Raw genomic sequence first — 14,704 nt, forward strand, 5'->3', positions numbered from 1 at the left:
TTTCGTGTCTAATTGAGATGGAAGGTTAGGCGTGCACCTGATGCACGGCCTCTAAAAGCCTATCTTCTAAGTCGAAACGGGTTTCCATCATTTGCCCAAGCTTGGACAAGTCTTGGTCCAGCTCAACCACTTGGTCGTGGTCGTGAATGCCGGTGTACTTATCATTAAAGTCGAGTGCGAAGTCGGTGGTCTTGGCGATCTGCGGCATGAGTTTGCGCGCGAGAGCCAAATTCTCTTCGCCGGTTTTTTCACAAGCGGATACCACTTGGTCGTAAACCTCAAAGTGACCTTCGGAAACATAGTCCACCACCAATGCACAAAAGCTTTGGATTTCGCCTAAGTCGGGCAGTCGTCGGTGTTCTTTTTCGTAAGGAGGAAGGTTTGCCAGTTCACAATAACTGGCCAGCAATTGGCTACGGTGACCCAACCACTGATCGATTAGGGAATTACTGCCACCCCACTTTTCTTTCGCAACAGCCAAACTCTTTAGCATCGGAATCTCCATTCGCATTTGCTGTTGGATCAGAATAGAAAATAACCACTGTTGGGATCAACAATTATTTAACAGATCCGAGCATGTATTTGGCAGAGGGATATCGGGCGGGATGTGAAAATTAGGAAATAAAAAACCCTGTCGTAAACGACAGGGTGAATAAGAAGTACTGGCCTCGTTGTGACGAGATTCTTCATTGTTTTGCTAGCGCAATGTCTTTATATCAAAGCTTTTGCAGCCTGACAACTCCGACCGGTTTGCTCTAACAATTTGACCTAGCTCGCCCTTGGAATTCGCATTTTTAAAGCGCTATTGGGACTGGTTCACATTTCCGCCATCGGATCATTTTTTTATCGGGTGATCTGCTAAACTAGCTCGCCATAACGACAAGATTGAATTAGTTATTCGAACGAATTAGGAAGCTTTACATGTCAGAACTGAAGAATGATCGCTATTTGCGCGCGCTGCTAAAGCAGCCGGTTGATAAGACCCCTGTATGGATGATGCGCCAAGCCGGTCGCTACCTACCAGAGTACAAAGCCACTCGCGCCGAAGCCGGCGATTTCATGTCTTTGTGCAAAAACCACGATTTGGCTTGTGAAGTAACCCTTCAGCCACTGCGTCGTTACGACCTAGACGCGGCGATTCTGTTCTCTGACATTCTGACCATTCCTGATGCCATGGGTTGTGGTTTGTACTTCGAAACTGGCGAAGGCCCACGTTTCGAGCGTCCAACCGACACCATCGAGAAAATCGAGAAGCTGGCTGTGCCAGATCCAGAAGACGAGCTGGGCTACGTGATGAAAGCGGTAAGCACCATCCGTCGCGAACTGAAAGGCGAAGTACCTCTGATTGGTTTCTCTGGTTCTCCATGGACGCTGGCGACCTACATGGTTGAAGGCGGCTCTTCTAAGACTTTCGAAAAGATTAAGCGCATGATGTACGCTGAGCCACAAGCTCTGCACATGTTGCTAGACAAGCTAGCTGACTCTGTAACTTCTTACCTGAACGCTCAGGTGAAGAACGGTGCTCAATCTCTGATGATCTTCGACTCTTGGGGTGGCGCTCTGTCTCACTCGGCTTACCGCGAATTCTCTTTGCGCTACATGCAGAAGATTGTTGACGGTCTGATTCGCGAAAACGAAGGTCGCAAAGTACCAGTTACCCTGTTCACCAAAGGCGGCGGTCTGTGGCTAGAAGCCATGGCGGAAACCGGTTGTGACGCACTGGGCCTAGACTGGACCATCGACATCAAAGACGCTCGCGCTCGTGTTGGCGATAAAGTGGCACTGCAAGGCAACATGGACCCATCTATGCTGTATGCGCCAATTCCACGCATTGAAGAAGAAGTGCAGCAAATCTTGGCCGGTTACGGCGAAGGTACTGGCCACGTATTCAACTTGGGCCATGGTATTCACCAGCACGTGGATCCAGAGCACGCCGGTGCGTTCATTGAAGCGGTACACAAGTACTCTGCTCAATACCACAAGTAAGCATTTACTTACTGACACTAAGAAGCCGCTCAATCGAGCGGCTTTTTTGATGTTTGAGGCTAGCGGTTACACATAACCAAAGGCATCGCCGTACAAGTGTTTAAGATCCACTTGCTGCTCAACAAACTGAGCTTTGGCTGCCGCGGCCATTTCAAAGCGTCCGGCGAGGTACACATCATACTCAGCCAAGTTTGGATGCAAGGCTTTTACAACGTCTAGCAGCAAGCCTTGAGTGGCCTGAGTATTTTCAACTGCGTTTTCTAGTACTGGGGTAAAGCTCAACCAGTCATTGGCATCTGCCCACGCCTTTACTTGCTCAAAGTAGTACATATCGACTTCAGAACGACAGCCCCAGATCACTTCAGTGGGCGGGTTGTTACCGTGTTCAAGCATGTGGGTAAGGATACTGTGTACGTAAGAGAAGCCAGTACCGCCGGCAATCAAGAGGCGAGGGCGCTGCTGTTGTTCGCGTAAAAAGGCATCGCCCTCACCGATTTCCATAATGACCTGTGGGTTGGCTTGCAGATGAGCAATGGCTTGTAGCGGGTACTCATCGCCTTCGGCCGCGCCTATGTGCAATTCGATTTGCTCGGCGCTTGGGTGTGACGCGATAGAGAAAATGCGTTTGTCGTCTTCGCTTAAGACCAATTTAGCGTATTGGCCAGGGCGATATTCCACTGTCGACGCTGGAGTCAATTTGACTTGATACACATAGTCGTTGAGCTTGACGATAGAGTCGACACTGCAGCGGGTGGTATTCATTTCGATCCTTGGGTTTTTCTAATTATCTTTTATTTTTATGTGCCGGATCTAAGCCCAGCTTGTCCCAGATGTCGTCAACGCGTTGCTCAACATCAGGGTCTTGTATTATGGGTTCACCCCATTCGCGCTCAGTCTCGCCGGGCATTTTATTGGTGGCGTCTAAGCCCATTTTGGAGCCTAGGCCTGCGACAGGTGAAGCGAAGTCCAGATAATCGATAGGTGTGTTTTCGATCATCACGGTATCGCGAGCTGGGTCCATTCGCGTAGTCATGGCCCAGATAACATCGTTCCAGTCGCGGCAGTTGATGTCATCGTCGACCACCACCACGAACTTGGTGTACATGAATTGACGCAAGAAAGACCAGGCGCCCATCATGACGCGCTTTGCGTGTCCCGGGTATTGCTTGCGAATCGAGATCACTGCCATGCGGTAGGAGCAGCCTTCCGGTGGCAAGTAGAAGTCGACAATTTCTGGATATTGCTTGCACAAAATCGGCACGAACACTTCGTTTAACGCCACTCCCAGCATAGCGGGCTCATCCGGTGGACGGCCGGTATAAGTGGTGTGGTAAATCGGATCGCGTCGATGGCTGATATGGGTCACGGTGAACACCGGGAAACGCTCGGTTTCGTTGTAATAGCCGGTGTGATCCCCATAAGGGCCTTCGGTGGCCATCTCTTCTGGGTCGATATAACCCTCAAGAATCATCTCAGAGGTAGCTGGCACTTCTAAATCGCAGGTGAGGGCTTTGGCTACCTGTGTGCGCTCGCCTCTTAACAACCCGGCAAAGGCGTACTCGCTCATGCCATCTGGCACCGGCGTCACAGCACCAAGAATGGTGACAGGATCAGAGCCTAGCGCTACCACCACAGGGTATTTCTCACCCGGGTGCTTTTCTTTGAAGTCTTTAAAATCCAGTGCGCCACCGCGGTGATCGAGCCAGCGCATGATGAGCTTGTTCTTACCCAGCAACTGTTGGCGATAAATACCCAGATTCTGTCTTGGTTGGCGTGGACCACGGGTAATGGTTAGTCCCCAAGTCATCAAAGGGGCCACGTCACCTGGCCAACAGTGCTGAATTGGCAGCTTAGTTAAATCAACATCATCACCCTCGAGTACCACTTCTTGGCAAGGCGCTTTAGACACTCGCTTGGGTGGCATGTTAAGCGCTTGCTTGAACATGGGCACTTTGGATATGGCATCTTTAAAGCCGCGCGGGATTTCGGGTTCTTTTAGTGCCGCTAGCAGCTTGCCAATTTCGCGAAGCGCTTTGGTGTCGGTTTCCCCTAGCGCCATAGCCACTCGTTTGGCCGAGGCGAATAAGTTAGCCAGCACGGGCATGGAGCTATTCTTAGGATTCTCAAACAGTACTGCAGGACCGCCGTTGCGCACCAAGCGGTCACAAATTTCAGTCATTTCCAGGTGGGTATCGACCGGATGTGAAACGCGAACCAACTCGCCGCTTTCTTCTAAGTGATCGATAAAGCTTCTTAGGTCTTTAAAACTCACAGCTGCTCTGCTTATTTTTTCTTGGCTGGATGTGGCGCTCACTATATCACAAATTCGCATCAATACCTCGGCAGGGCCTGCTGGCGAAGCCTTGCTAAATCAGGCTAAACTTAACTAACAATACTAAGGAGGAATCAATGAAGTATGCGCTATTTGCCGGTCTATCGGCATGCTTGCTAAGCGCAGTGGTTTGGGCCACTCCGCCTCCGAAAAACGCCCTTTCATACAAGCCTCACTCAAAGGCTAGCGTACCTACTTATCCCAGCTATAAGCCCAAGCACAAGTATCGCTATCCCAAGGGCTATTACCCTCGCGGCTGGCGCAATTGGAACCGATGGCAATACGGTGTCGGTTGGGGTTATTACGATGGCTTTTGGGGCGGTTACGACAGTTATTGGGGTGATCGCTGGGGTTACGGTTGGCGCTCGCCATACCGTTATCGTCGCAGTCAACCAGCCAAGCCAAATGTGATTGAAGCACCGGTGGTTACAACCCAGAGCTTTAAAGTTGCGCCGCCTGGGCTAACTCGTTTGCCTGATGAAGCGCGTGTAATTCAGGACGACAAAGGCGTGCGATACTTGCATCAAGGCACCTTGTATTATTTTGACTGGGACACTCAAAGGTACCTGCCCATTAAGAACCGCGCCCAATAACAGGCTCGCTCAAAACAGAAAGCCCAGCTAACGCTGGGCTTTGTTGTCTTAATAGCTCTGTGGCTTAGCTCTTAGCGCGGCGCATCGCCGTAAAGAACTCATCGTTGGTTTTGGTCATGGCCAACTTGTCGATGAGGAATTCCATTGCTTCAATCTCTTGCATCGGGTGCAAAATCTTACGCAAAATCCACATCTTCTGAAGCTCTTCGCTGCCGGCCAATAACTCTTCGCGACGGGTACCGGAACGGTTGAAGTCGATGGCAGGGAAGACGCGCTTCTCGGCAATCTTACGCGACAAGTGCAACTCCATGTTACCCGTGCCCTTAAACTCTTCGTAGATCACTTCGTCCATCTTAGAACCAGTGTCGATAAGTGCCGTGGCGATAATGGTCAGGCTACCGCCTTCTTCCACGTTACGCGCCGCACCAAAGAAGCGCTTCGGACGATGCAGAGCGTTGGCGTCCACACCACCGGTCAGTACTTTGCCCGACGATGGGATTACTGTGTTGTAGGCACGCGCCAGACGAGTGATGGAGTCCAGCAGGATAACCACGTCTTTCTTATGCTCAACCAAGCGCTTGGCTTTTTCGATAACCATTTCGGCCACTTGCACGTGACGCGAGGCTGGCTCGTCAAAGGTCGAGGCAACCACTTCGCCTTTAACCAGGCGCTGCATTTCGGTCACTTCCTCAGGACGCTCGTCGATAAGCAATACCATCAACTCACACTCAGGGTGGTTGTAGGCAATGCTCTGCGCGATGTTTTGCAAAAGCAAGGTCTTACCGGCTTTTGGCGGTGCAACAATCAAGCCGCGCTGGCCTTTACCGATTGGGCTGGCCAAGTCTAAAACGCGGGCGGTAATGTCTTCGGTTGAACCGTTACCACGTTCCATGCGCAAGCGGTCGTTGGCGTGCAGTGGGGTCAGGTTTTCAAACAGAATCTTGTTGCGAGAGTTTTCTGGGCGGTCGTAGTTAACTTGGTTAACTTTCAACAACGCGAAGTAGCGCTCACCGTCTTTCGGTGGGCGAATTTTGCCAGAAATGGTATCACCGGTGCGCAAGTTAAAGCGTCGAATTTGGCTCGGAGACACATAAATATCATCAGGACCGGCTAAGAAAGACGCATCGGCAGAACGCAAAAAGCCGAAGCCATCTTGCAAGATTTCCAGCACGCCGTCGCCGAAGATGTCTTCGCCGCTTTTGGCGTGCGCTTTTAGGATTGCAAAGATGATGTCTTGTTTACGGGCACGAGCGTGATTTTCTTGCCCCATTGCCTCAGTCAAAGCCACCAGTTCAGAGATGGGTTTTTTCTTGAGTTCAGTTAAATTCATTTTAGAAGGTCTTACTTTTGCCTGGCTCATATGTGGGAATGATGTCTGTACGTCCGTGGATAGGCCGGTGGAGGGTCCAGCCCAAAAAGGAAAGTTTTTGGATTTGAATTGAGTATTAAAGTAGCACCATAGCCAGATAGCGTCCAGTGATTTTAGTCAATAAAAAGCGCAGCAATCCTAGATTGCTGCGCTTATTTGACCGAGTCGCTAATCGTTAGATTTGCGCGTCGATGAATTCTTTCAGTTGAGTCTTAGAAAGCGCGCCAACTTTATTGGCAACCAGCTCACCGTTTTTAAACAAAAGAAGCGTTGGGATACCGCGTACGCCGTACTTTTGAGCTGACAGGTTGTGCTGGTCAACATTCAGTTTGGCTACGGTGACTTTGCCTTCGTAGTCGTCGGCTACTTCGTCTAAGATTGGAGCGATCATTTTACAAGGTCCGCACCACTCAGCCCAAAAATCTACTAGGACCGGTTGCTGGGATTGCAATACATCGGCTTCAAAACTGTCATCGCTCAGTTGAATAATTTTGTCGTTCATTCTCGTCTCCAATAATAAATAGCCCAGCAGGCCATGCCTGTAATATGGGGACAGGTCTGCTGTAATTCAAGGGGCAATCGTCAAAGCCGTTCAATTTCTGACGGATTTGTATCTAATTGAGTGTTCTGGTGGTATGATTGCCGCCATGAAACAGACACACCTTTCCGAACAAAAATTCGCAGATTTTTCGCTTCAGCCTCAAGTGGCTAAAGCGTTGAAAATCAGCGGTTTCGAATATTGTACGCCGATTCAGGCATTGTCGCTTCCGATTGTGTTGCAGGGCAAAGACGTGGCAGGCCAGGCCCAAACCGGTACTGGTAAGACGCTGGCCTTTTTAACCGCGACTTTTAACCACCTGTTGACCACTCCAGTTTCTGAATCTCGTACGCTTAATCAGCCGCGAGCGATCATGCTGGCGCCAACTCGTGAACTGGCGATTCAAATCCACAAAGACGGCTTGGAGCTATCTAAGCAGACCGGTCTAAAAATGGGCTTGGTCTACGGCGGTGACGGATACGATGCGCAGCGCAAAGTATTGGACGAAGGCGTTGATATCCTGATTGGCACCACAGGTCGTTTGATCGACTTTTATAAGCAGGGCGCCATTCACTTGGGCTCGATCCAAGCTGTCGTGTTAGATGAAGCGGATCGAATGTTCGACCTGGGATTCATTAAGGACATTCGCTACTTGTTCCGTCGTATGCCGGATCCCAACGAGCGTCTGAATTTACTGTTCTCGGCAACCTTGTCGATGAAAGTTCAAGAGCTGGCTTACGAGCACATGAACGAGCCTGAAAAGGTCGAAGTGGAGCCAGAGCAAAAAACCGGAGTTCGCATTCAAGAAGAAATCTTCTATCCGTCGATGGAAGACAAAATGCGCCTGTTGCTGTCGCTTATCGAAGAAGAATGGCCAGACAAAGCCATTGTTTTTGCCAATACCAAGCATCGCTGCGAAGACATTTGGGGCTGGTTGCAAGGCGACGGTCACCGAGCGGGCTTACTGACTGGTGATGTGCCGCAGAAAAAACGTTTGCGCATTCTCGAGCAATTCACCAAGGGTGATTTGGACATTTTGGTCGCCACCGATGTGGCCGCCCGTGGTTTGCACATCTCGGATGTGACCCATGTGTTTAACTACGACCTGCCAGACGATTGCGAAGACTATGTACACCGCATTGGCCGCACAGGCCGCGCTGGTGCCACCGGTCACTCAATCAGCTTTGCCTGTGAAGAGTACGCGCTGAATCTACCTGCCATCGAGCAGTACATCGACCACGCCATTCCAGTGAGCGAGTACGACCCGCAAGCACTGTTAAATGACATTCCGCCACCAGTGAAGTTGCACCGCAAACCACGCCACGACGGCCGTGGTTTCAAAGACCGCCAATCTGGCATGCGCCGCGGCAATGACCGACGCCGCAGACGCTAAACCCTCGCCGCAACTGGCGGCTATTACGCTAGGCTCCAACAGCTTTAACATGCTGTTGGCGGCCAGCGCCGATCCTCTCCCGATAATTGTCGCCAAGCACAAGCGTAAAGTGCGTTTGGCCGAAGGCATTGATGCTTCAGGGCGTCTGACCGAGAGCGTATTTGAGCGCGGTCTGGATTGTTTGCGTTGGTTTGCTGATGAGCTGGCAAAGCACTCAATTCAAGCGGTCAAAGTGTTCGCCACAGCGGCTTTGCGTCAAACCCAGGACGCCGAGCGATTTTGCCAGCGGGCTGAAACAATTCTCGGTCACCCGTTAGAAATCATCAGCGGTGAGCGTGAAGCCGAGTTAATTTTCGCAGGCATGACAGCAACGACGCCAGGTGCTGGAAAGCGCTTGGTGATCGATATCGGTGGTGCTAGCACTGAGTTCATTGCTGGGCTCGATGACCAGATGCAAAGTTTGTGTAGTTTGCCGCTCGGCTGTGTAGTGGCCAATCGCCAATTGCAAAGCATAGCGCTGCTTAGCGAGCAGGATTTTGCTCAGCTCGATGCTTGGGTCGCTCTGCAAATCGACGGGCAATTGCATCATTTAGAAGGCCTGCATTGGGATTCTGTGGTGGGCGCGTCGGGCATAGTCCAAACCCTGATTGAGATTGCGAGGCACCGAGGTGTTAGCGAGCACCTCAGCGGTGAGTGGCTGGCCGCTTTGGCAAGCGAGTGCATCGGGCAAGCGCCGTTAGCGCCAAAGCTTGATGGACTGCTTGAAGAGCGCCGCCCTACCTTTGTCGCCGGCTTGGTGATTCTTTGCCATTTAATGGCCCGCCTGAATTTCGACTGGATGCAATTGTCGGGTGGTGCCTTGCGCGAAGGCGTATTACTTGAGGCGCAAGCCAGCCTGCTCTAGGAAATGAATACTACCCAACAAAAAACGCACCTTGAGTTACCTCTAGGTGCGTTTTTTAATGGTTGAGAATATCGGTTAATTCACCAAAATCTCTACCATGTCAGCTTCTAGCGATACCGTTGGACGCTCAACGATGCGGCCGATCTCTTCGCCTTTTTGATTGACGATAAAGGTTGGAATGCGTTTAAAGTCGTATTGAGCCGACAGCATTTCTGGATCGGCTTTCTGACGGTCAACACCAATGTACTTAACAGTAATATTGGGGTTGTTGACTGCTTCCATGATTTTTATAAAACGCGGCGTTTCGCGATGACAATCGGGACACCAGGTACCAATGATCACTACCACCTCGGTCGGCTCTGATACTTGCTTGAGCTTGTTCGCCAGTTGAGTATCCACTTGATAGTCCTGATAGCCAGGGCCAAAGTCGGGATGCTCATTTAGCAGCTTTTGCTCGGTGACAATGCCGGTGAAAATCAATTCTTGTTTCTCCTCTTTACCACAGGTGGCAAATGGATTGTTTGGATCGCTAAAACCACAGCCACCCTCGGCCAACGCAGGTGGGGTCATGCCAAATGCAGCGACCAAAGACGCGACTATTAGCAAAGGCTTCATTTGGCTTGTTGCTCCTCTTTGATCCACTGAGCAACGCGCTTAGCGAAGTAGGTCAAGATACCATCGGCACCGGCGCGCTTAAAGCACAGCAGTGATTCCATCACAATTGGCTTCTCTGCCAGCCAGCCATTTTGAATGGCGGCCATGTGCATGGCGTACTCACCACTCACTTGATAGGCGAAGGTCGGCACTGCAAGCTCGTCTTTGACGCGACGAACGATATCCAGATACGGCATACCCGGTTTCACCATTACCATGTCCGCACCTTCGGCGATGTCTAATGCCACTTCGTGAAGGGCTTCATCGCTGTTGGCTGGGTCCATTTGGTAGCTATGCTTGTTGCCACCTTTAATGTTACCCGCTGAGCCGACCGCGTCGCGGAAAGGACCGTAGTAGTTTGACGAGTACTTGGCTGAGTAGGCCATGATACGAACGTTAACGTGGCCTGCGGCTTCTAACGCTTCGCGAATCGCACCGATACGGCCGTCCATCATGTCACTAGGACCAATCACATCGGCACCGGCTTCGGCGTGGGATAGCGCTTGTTTTACTAGCACTTCGGTGGTGATGTCGTTGAGGATGTAACCCTCATCATCAATGATGCCGTCTTGACCGTGAGTCGTGAACGGGTCTAATGCCACGTCGGTCATGACACCAAGCTCAGGGTACTCGGCTTTAATCGCACGTACTGCGCGTTGAGCCAAACCGTCGGCGTTGTAGGCTTCTTCGGCATTCAGTGATTTCTTCTCGGCAGGTGTAACCGGGAAGATGGCAATCATAGGCACGCCAAGTTCGACAAGCTCGGCGGCTTCTTTCAAAAGTAGGTCGATAGAGTAGCGCTCGACGCCCGGCATCGACTCTACCTGTTCGGTGCGGGCATTGCCTTCTAGCACGAACATAGGGTAAATCAGGTCGTTAACACTCAGGCTGTTTTCCGCCATCAAACGGCGGCTGAAATCGTCGCGACGCATGCGGCGCATACGACGTTGTGGATAAGCGCTTGTTATTATATTCACGCTAGTCTCCTTGCAATTAGGATTTGAAATCTAGGGCGTAGCGACAGCAGATTGAGGGGATGTAATGACTACTTGGTTTCTTCCCGCTGCCTTGGCTTTGTAGAGCGCCTGATCAGCCAGCTGAAGCAAATCTCTTGGCTGGATGTCGTCATCAATAACGGCGCTAGTTAAGCCGATGCTTACCGATAACTTAATCCTATTGCCATCCCAGTGGATGGGCAATGATTCGATGGCTTTACGTACAGATTCTGCGACCTGCTTCGCACCTTCAATGGGGGTATTCGGCAAAATCAGAGCGAATTCTTCGCCGCCGTAGCGACTGGCGAGATCCGTCGGGCGCTTTAGCTGTGACTGAATTGCCTCAGCCACTCGCACCAGCGCTTTGTCGCCTGCTAGGTGGCCGAACTGGTCATTGATTTCCTTAAAGAAATCTAAATCCAACATGATAACCGCAATCGGACTTTGCTGACGTCGACTGATTCGCCCTTCGGCCTCTAGCTTATGCTCAAACGCATGGCGATTAGCCACACCGGTGAGAGTATCTATGGTGCTTTGCTGCTGTAATTGGCGATTGACGTCATTGAGCTCGCGCAGAGCAAACTCCAGCTCTAGTGTGCGCTCTTGTACCTTTTGCTCCAAGTCCTGTTGAGCAATCGCCTGGGCTTTGAGCTTAACCTCGTGGGCTTGACGTTGACTGGCTTCGCGCTCGAGTGCTCGCTGCTGGGCGAGCTGTTTGTCCAAACGCTCTTTGTGGTAGCGCTCAGCCAAAAGTGCACTTTGAATAATCGCCTGCCCAGTCATACCCATCACCACGGGAAGCGAACCCAACAAAGCGCCCATTTCAAACTGGCGCTGGGCCAGGGATACGCAGCAACCTAAAATCACTAGCAACCAGCTCAACAGGTAAGGTTTGGCGTATTCGTTGTTTTGGCGCAGTTGCGACAGCCCAATCGCAAACATCGCCATCCAGTACAAAGTGGAAGCCAGCAGTTCACTCCAAACGTGCCAGTGACTTGGCGTAACCGCGTGATAGAGGATCACAAAAGCAAAGAAGCCGGCCAGACTGCGAGTGATTTTAATAAGCCCGGGGTTGTAATACTTAAGCTGCAGCACCTTCTCGCAGAAAAGGGTGCCAAATAGCAGCAGCATGGGCAGAAACAGGCCGATCGACATTTGCTGGAATGTGTAGCTGTCCGGCCATAAGAAGTGGAACCCATAGCCGTATAAGCTCGCTAATACGAGGGCTAATGTTAGGTTTTGGGCTGAGAAATAACCGTAGGCATAAGAGCGGGTGGACGCGCTCATGAAGGCAGAGAAAATCCCAAGCGCCAATAACCCGCCGATTTGCAGTAGCTGCAGCATGTCCTTATTGGTGGTGTGCTCAATGGCCTGCTCTGTGGTCATTAGCGTCAGAGGTAACTCGACTAGGCCGCGTGAGTCGATTTTCAGGTATAAGCTAGTGTTGGACCGTTTGGGAAAATCCAGCGGTATTAGTACCGACGGGTGAGCGATGGGACGCTCATAGTAGGACTGGGTAGCTCCTACTTGCCATTGCTCTAGAATGCGGCTGTCTTGGGTCAGGTAAGCGGCGACGTGGCCTTTGGCCTCTCCGCTGATGTGCAGTACTCGCTTCAAGTCCTGTCCGCTTGCGTTGCTGAAGTCCAGTTTAATCCAAACTTTAAGCGGGGCAACAGAATAGCTTTCGAGCACCGAGTGGTCTTTGCGCCACGCAAGCGACTCTCCACTGGTTAGCAGTCGCTGAATGTCTATACTCGGGCTTTGCTCAAGCACTTGTGCATAGTTGTTTAGCGATAAAGCTTGTTTCGCGTTTGGAGAAATCTCGACTGCAGCTATGGCGAAATTGCTCAGGCATAAAGCCCAAACAGCTAGCAAGAGTTGCACAAGTCGGTTTTGCATGGCGGCTTACTTTACTCGATTCACAGAGATCTTCTTACCACCGCCAGATTTGGTGAGGTAGTAATTGCCCACAAGACCGCGTCGAATAATCACCTCTTGTCCTTCGCGCAGACTAAAGCGCACGGTTTCTCTTTGCTTCCAAACCTGGCCGTTGTCCAGGGTGATTCGATAGCGCTTGTAGGCGTCGCGCTTGGTGGACACAATTGTCGCGGTGATCGACTCTTCTTTTGGCTTGTCTTCAGCCTTATCCACTTTGACCTGTTCCGCGCCAAACGACTCTGTGCTTGCCGGTGTGGTTGACGACACAGTGGCGCTAGCCACTGGGGCCGGGCTTTCGGTCAGCTGAGTTTGTTGAACAGAAGTTGGGGCTGGTTGCGTGCTTGGCGGATTGAGGGACTGAGCCAGAGCGTCGAAGCATTGCAGTCGCGCATCACTGGCGGCGATGATTGAACAAGTTTGAAGTTGGTCTTTGAGCTCTGCGGAGTTAGCCCAAGCTGAGGTCGAAATAGCTAGGCAGAAAAGCGTTGTGCTAATCGTCAGGCAAGAGTTGGAGCGCATAGAATCCCTTCACTTTTTGGCTCCGCTCTGGGCTGGACTAGTCGCCGGATTCGGCGCCTTCAGCAGCTTTTCGTTGAGCGTCGCTTTTCGTTATTATTCTCGAAGCAATCAGTCCACCCTCGAACAATATCAGCACGGGCACTGCCAACAGACTTTGCGAAATTACGTCTGGAGGAGTCAGTAGCATGCCAACCACAAAGGCACCGACAATAATGTAAGGGCGCTTTTGGGCCAAGTCGTCCGGATGGGTGACGCCAGCTTTGCACAATAATACTACTGCAACTGGAACTTCGAAAGCCAATCCAAAAGCAAAAAACAGTTTTAATACAAAGCTTAAGTAACTGCTTATGTCGGTTGCCACCTGAACCCCTTCCGGCGCCACGCTGGTAAAGAATCCGAATATCACCGGGAATACCACGTAATAGGCGAAAGCCATGCCGCAATAGAACAGCAAGGTAGAAGAGACGAGCAGGGGAACTAATAGCTTGCGCTCGTGGCGATACAGCCCTGGCGCAATGAAAGCCCACATTTGATAAAGGACGTAGGGAATGGCAATGAAAAAGGCCAGTACCAGTGTCAGTTTAAAGGGGGCGAAAAAAGGTGCGGCGACATCAGTGGCAATCATACTACTGGCGTCGGGCATCACTTGTAGTAAGGGTTGCGCTACATAGTGATAAATGTCAGTTGACCAATAGGCCATACAAGCGAACACGACAAACACGCTGGCGATAGCGCGTAGTAGGCGATCTCTAAGCTCCAGCAGGTGGCTTATCAGTGGTAGCTGTTCTGACATTTACGACTCTTTAGATTTTGCGTCACCAGTGCTTTCTGCTTTGGCATCGCTTGCGGCGGGCGTGTCGCTTACCGAAGCTGAGCCTGCCGGTGCAGGGCTAGCTGATGCAGGGGTGTCTGAGCTTTCTTGGTAGGGGCGGTTAACTGATTGAGCCGCGGACTTAAGTTCGTCCAGCGAGTTTTGTAGGTCTGGAGACAAGTCTTTCAGGCCTTTGTTTTCCGCCTTCTTCAAATCTGAATGCAGCTGTTCGAGCTTGAGTTCAGATTCAAGTTCAGATTTCACCGAGGAGGCCATGCGCTTGATACTGCCTAGAGTGCGGCTAATTGACCGCACCGCAGTGGGCAAACGCTCGGGGCCAAGTACGATCAGCGCCAACACAGCGATGATCAGTAGCTCCATGAAACCTATGCCATCGAACATATGCGATTAAGCCTGTTCTTTGTTCTTGGTAGCAGTCTCGTCAGCGTTTTCTTTCTTGGCGCTGGCGTTTTCAATGGCTTCCGGCTCTTTCTTGTCTTCGTCAGACATGGCTTTCTTGAAGCCTTTCACTGCGCCACCCAAATCACCGCCAATGCCGCGAAGTTTCTTGGTGCCGAACAGCAGGATGACGATCACGGCCACGATCAGTAGTTGCCAGATTCCGATATTACCCATGGTATTGCCTCTTTAACTTCGAATCGAAGATGCTTG

General features: G+C 51.2%; 16 protein-coding genes. 4 read left to right on the plus strand and 12 right to left on the minus strand.

The features are described 5' to 3' along the window. Nucleotides 1-25: 25 nt before the first annotated feature. Nucleotides 26-493, minus strand: a complete 468-nt coding sequence (gene rsd / locus CLC93_RS04245; RefSeq protein ID WP_211286806.1) for a sigma D regulator — start codon at nt 491-493, stop codon at nt 26-28. Between the two features lie 428 nt (nt 494-921). Between rsd and hemE the strand changes: the two genes are divergently transcribed. After that, nucleotides 922-1,986 (plus strand): uroporphyrinogen decarboxylase, encoded by a 1,065-nt coding sequence (hemE, locus tag CLC93_RS04250; protein ID WP_095504707.1) that lies wholly within the window; start codon nt 922-924, stop codon nt 1,984-1,986. A gap of 66 nt (nt 1,987-2,052) precedes the next feature. Here the strand turns inward: hemE and fre are convergent, their stop codons facing one another. Together fre and ubiD are read right to left on the minus strand one after the other, a co-directional pair. Then, nucleotides 2,053-2,748: an NAD(P)H-flavin reductase gene (gene fre / locus CLC93_RS04255; protein ID WP_095504708.1), complete on the minus strand. Its 696-nt coding sequence runs from the start codon at nt 2,746-2,748 to the stop codon at nt 2,053-2,055. 22 nt (nt 2,749-2,770) lie between these two features. Then, nucleotides 2,771-4,258 (minus strand): 4-hydroxy-3-polyprenylbenzoate decarboxylase, encoded by a 1,488-nt coding sequence (gene ubiD, locus CLC93_RS04260; protein ID WP_095504709.1) that lies wholly within the window; start codon nt 4,256-4,258, stop codon nt 2,771-2,773. Between the two features lie 137 nt (nt 4,259-4,395). Here ubiD and CLC93_RS04265 point away from each other — a divergent pair, with 137 nt between their 5' ends. Continuing rightward, nucleotides 4,396-4,911 (plus strand): hypothetical protein, encoded by a 516-nt coding sequence (locus CLC93_RS04265; protein WP_095504710.1) that lies wholly within the window; start codon nt 4,396-4,398, stop codon nt 4,909-4,911. Between the two features lie 64 nt (nt 4,912-4,975). Here CLC93_RS04265 and rho read toward each other — a convergent pair whose 3' ends face one another. Beyond that, nucleotides 4,976-6,241: a transcription termination factor Rho gene (gene rho / locus CLC93_RS04270; protein ID WP_095504711.1), complete on the minus strand. Its 1,266-nt coding sequence runs from the start codon at nt 6,239-6,241 to the stop codon at nt 4,976-4,978. 214 nt (nt 6,242-6,455) lie between these two features. Continuing rightward, entirely contained in the window at nt 6,456-6,782 is a 327-nt protein-coding gene (trxA, locus tag CLC93_RS04275; protein WP_095504712.1) for a thioredoxin TrxA, read from the minus strand. Nucleotides 6,783-6,927: 145 nt separating this feature from the next. On the opposite strand from trxA, the gene rhlB reads away from it, so the two are divergent. Then, complete coding sequence (gene rhlB / locus CLC93_RS04280) at nt 6,928-8,211, plus strand: ATP-dependent RNA helicase RhlB (protein ID WP_095505015.1); 1,284 nt, start codon at nt 6,928-6,930, stop codon at nt 8,209-8,211. Next, nucleotides 8,189-9,115: a Ppx/GppA phosphatase family protein gene (locus CLC93_RS04285; RefSeq protein WP_095504713.1), complete on the plus strand. Its 927-nt coding sequence runs from the start codon at nt 8,189-8,191 to the stop codon at nt 9,113-9,115. Before rhlB ends, CLC93_RS04285 begins: the two co-directional genes overlap by 23 nt. A gap of 75 nt (nt 9,116-9,190) precedes the next feature. On the opposite strand, the gene CLC93_RS04290 is transcribed toward CLC93_RS04285, so the two are convergent. The 7 genes from CLC93_RS04290 to tatA are packed head-to-tail and all read right to left on the minus strand — an operon-like array spanning nt 9,191 to nt 14,668. Next, nucleotides 9,191-9,730, minus strand: coding sequence for a thioredoxin family protein (locus CLC93_RS04290; protein WP_095504714.1), 540 nt, complete (start codon nt 9,728-9,730; stop codon nt 9,191-9,193). Continuing rightward, entirely contained in the window at nt 9,727-10,746 is a 1,020-nt protein-coding gene (hemB, locus tag CLC93_RS04295) for a porphobilinogen synthase (RefSeq protein ID WP_095504715.1), read from the minus strand. Before hemB ends, CLC93_RS04290 begins: the two co-directional genes overlap by 4 nt. Nucleotides 10,747-10,776: 30 nt before the next feature. Continuing rightward, complete coding sequence (locus CLC93_RS04300) at nt 10,777-12,663, minus strand: sensor domain-containing diguanylate cyclase (protein ID WP_095504716.1); 1,887 nt, start codon at nt 12,661-12,663, stop codon at nt 10,777-10,779. Between the two features lie 6 nt (nt 12,664-12,669). Continuing rightward, nucleotides 12,670-13,221 (minus strand): hypothetical protein, encoded by a 552-nt coding sequence (locus CLC93_RS04305; protein ID WP_095504717.1) that lies wholly within the window; start codon nt 13,219-13,221, stop codon nt 12,670-12,672. Between the two features lie 37 nt (nt 13,222-13,258). After that, a complete protein-coding gene (tatC, locus tag CLC93_RS04310) occupies nt 13,259-14,014 on the minus strand; it encodes a twin-arginine translocase subunit TatC (RefSeq protein ID WP_095504718.1) in 756 nt (251 codons plus the stop codon). Further along, on the minus strand, nt 14,015-14,434 hold the full coding sequence (gene tatB, locus CLC93_RS04315) for a Sec-independent protein translocase protein TatB (protein ID WP_095504719.1): 420 nt from the start codon (nt 14,432-14,434) through the stop codon (nt 14,015-14,017). It abuts the gene before it with no gap. 6 nt (nt 14,435-14,440) lie between these two features. Continuing rightward, nucleotides 14,441-14,668 (minus strand): Sec-independent protein translocase subunit TatA, encoded by a 228-nt coding sequence (gene tatA / locus CLC93_RS04320; RefSeq protein WP_095504720.1) that lies wholly within the window; start codon nt 14,666-14,668, stop codon nt 14,441-14,443. Nucleotides 14,669-14,704: the final 36 nt, after the last annotated feature.

Source organism: Paraferrimonas sedimenticola, assembly GCF_002282855.1.
In the GTDB taxonomy this organism is placed as follows: domain Bacteria; phylum Pseudomonadota; class Gammaproteobacteria; order Enterobacterales; family Shewanellaceae; genus Paraferrimonas; species Paraferrimonas sedimenticola.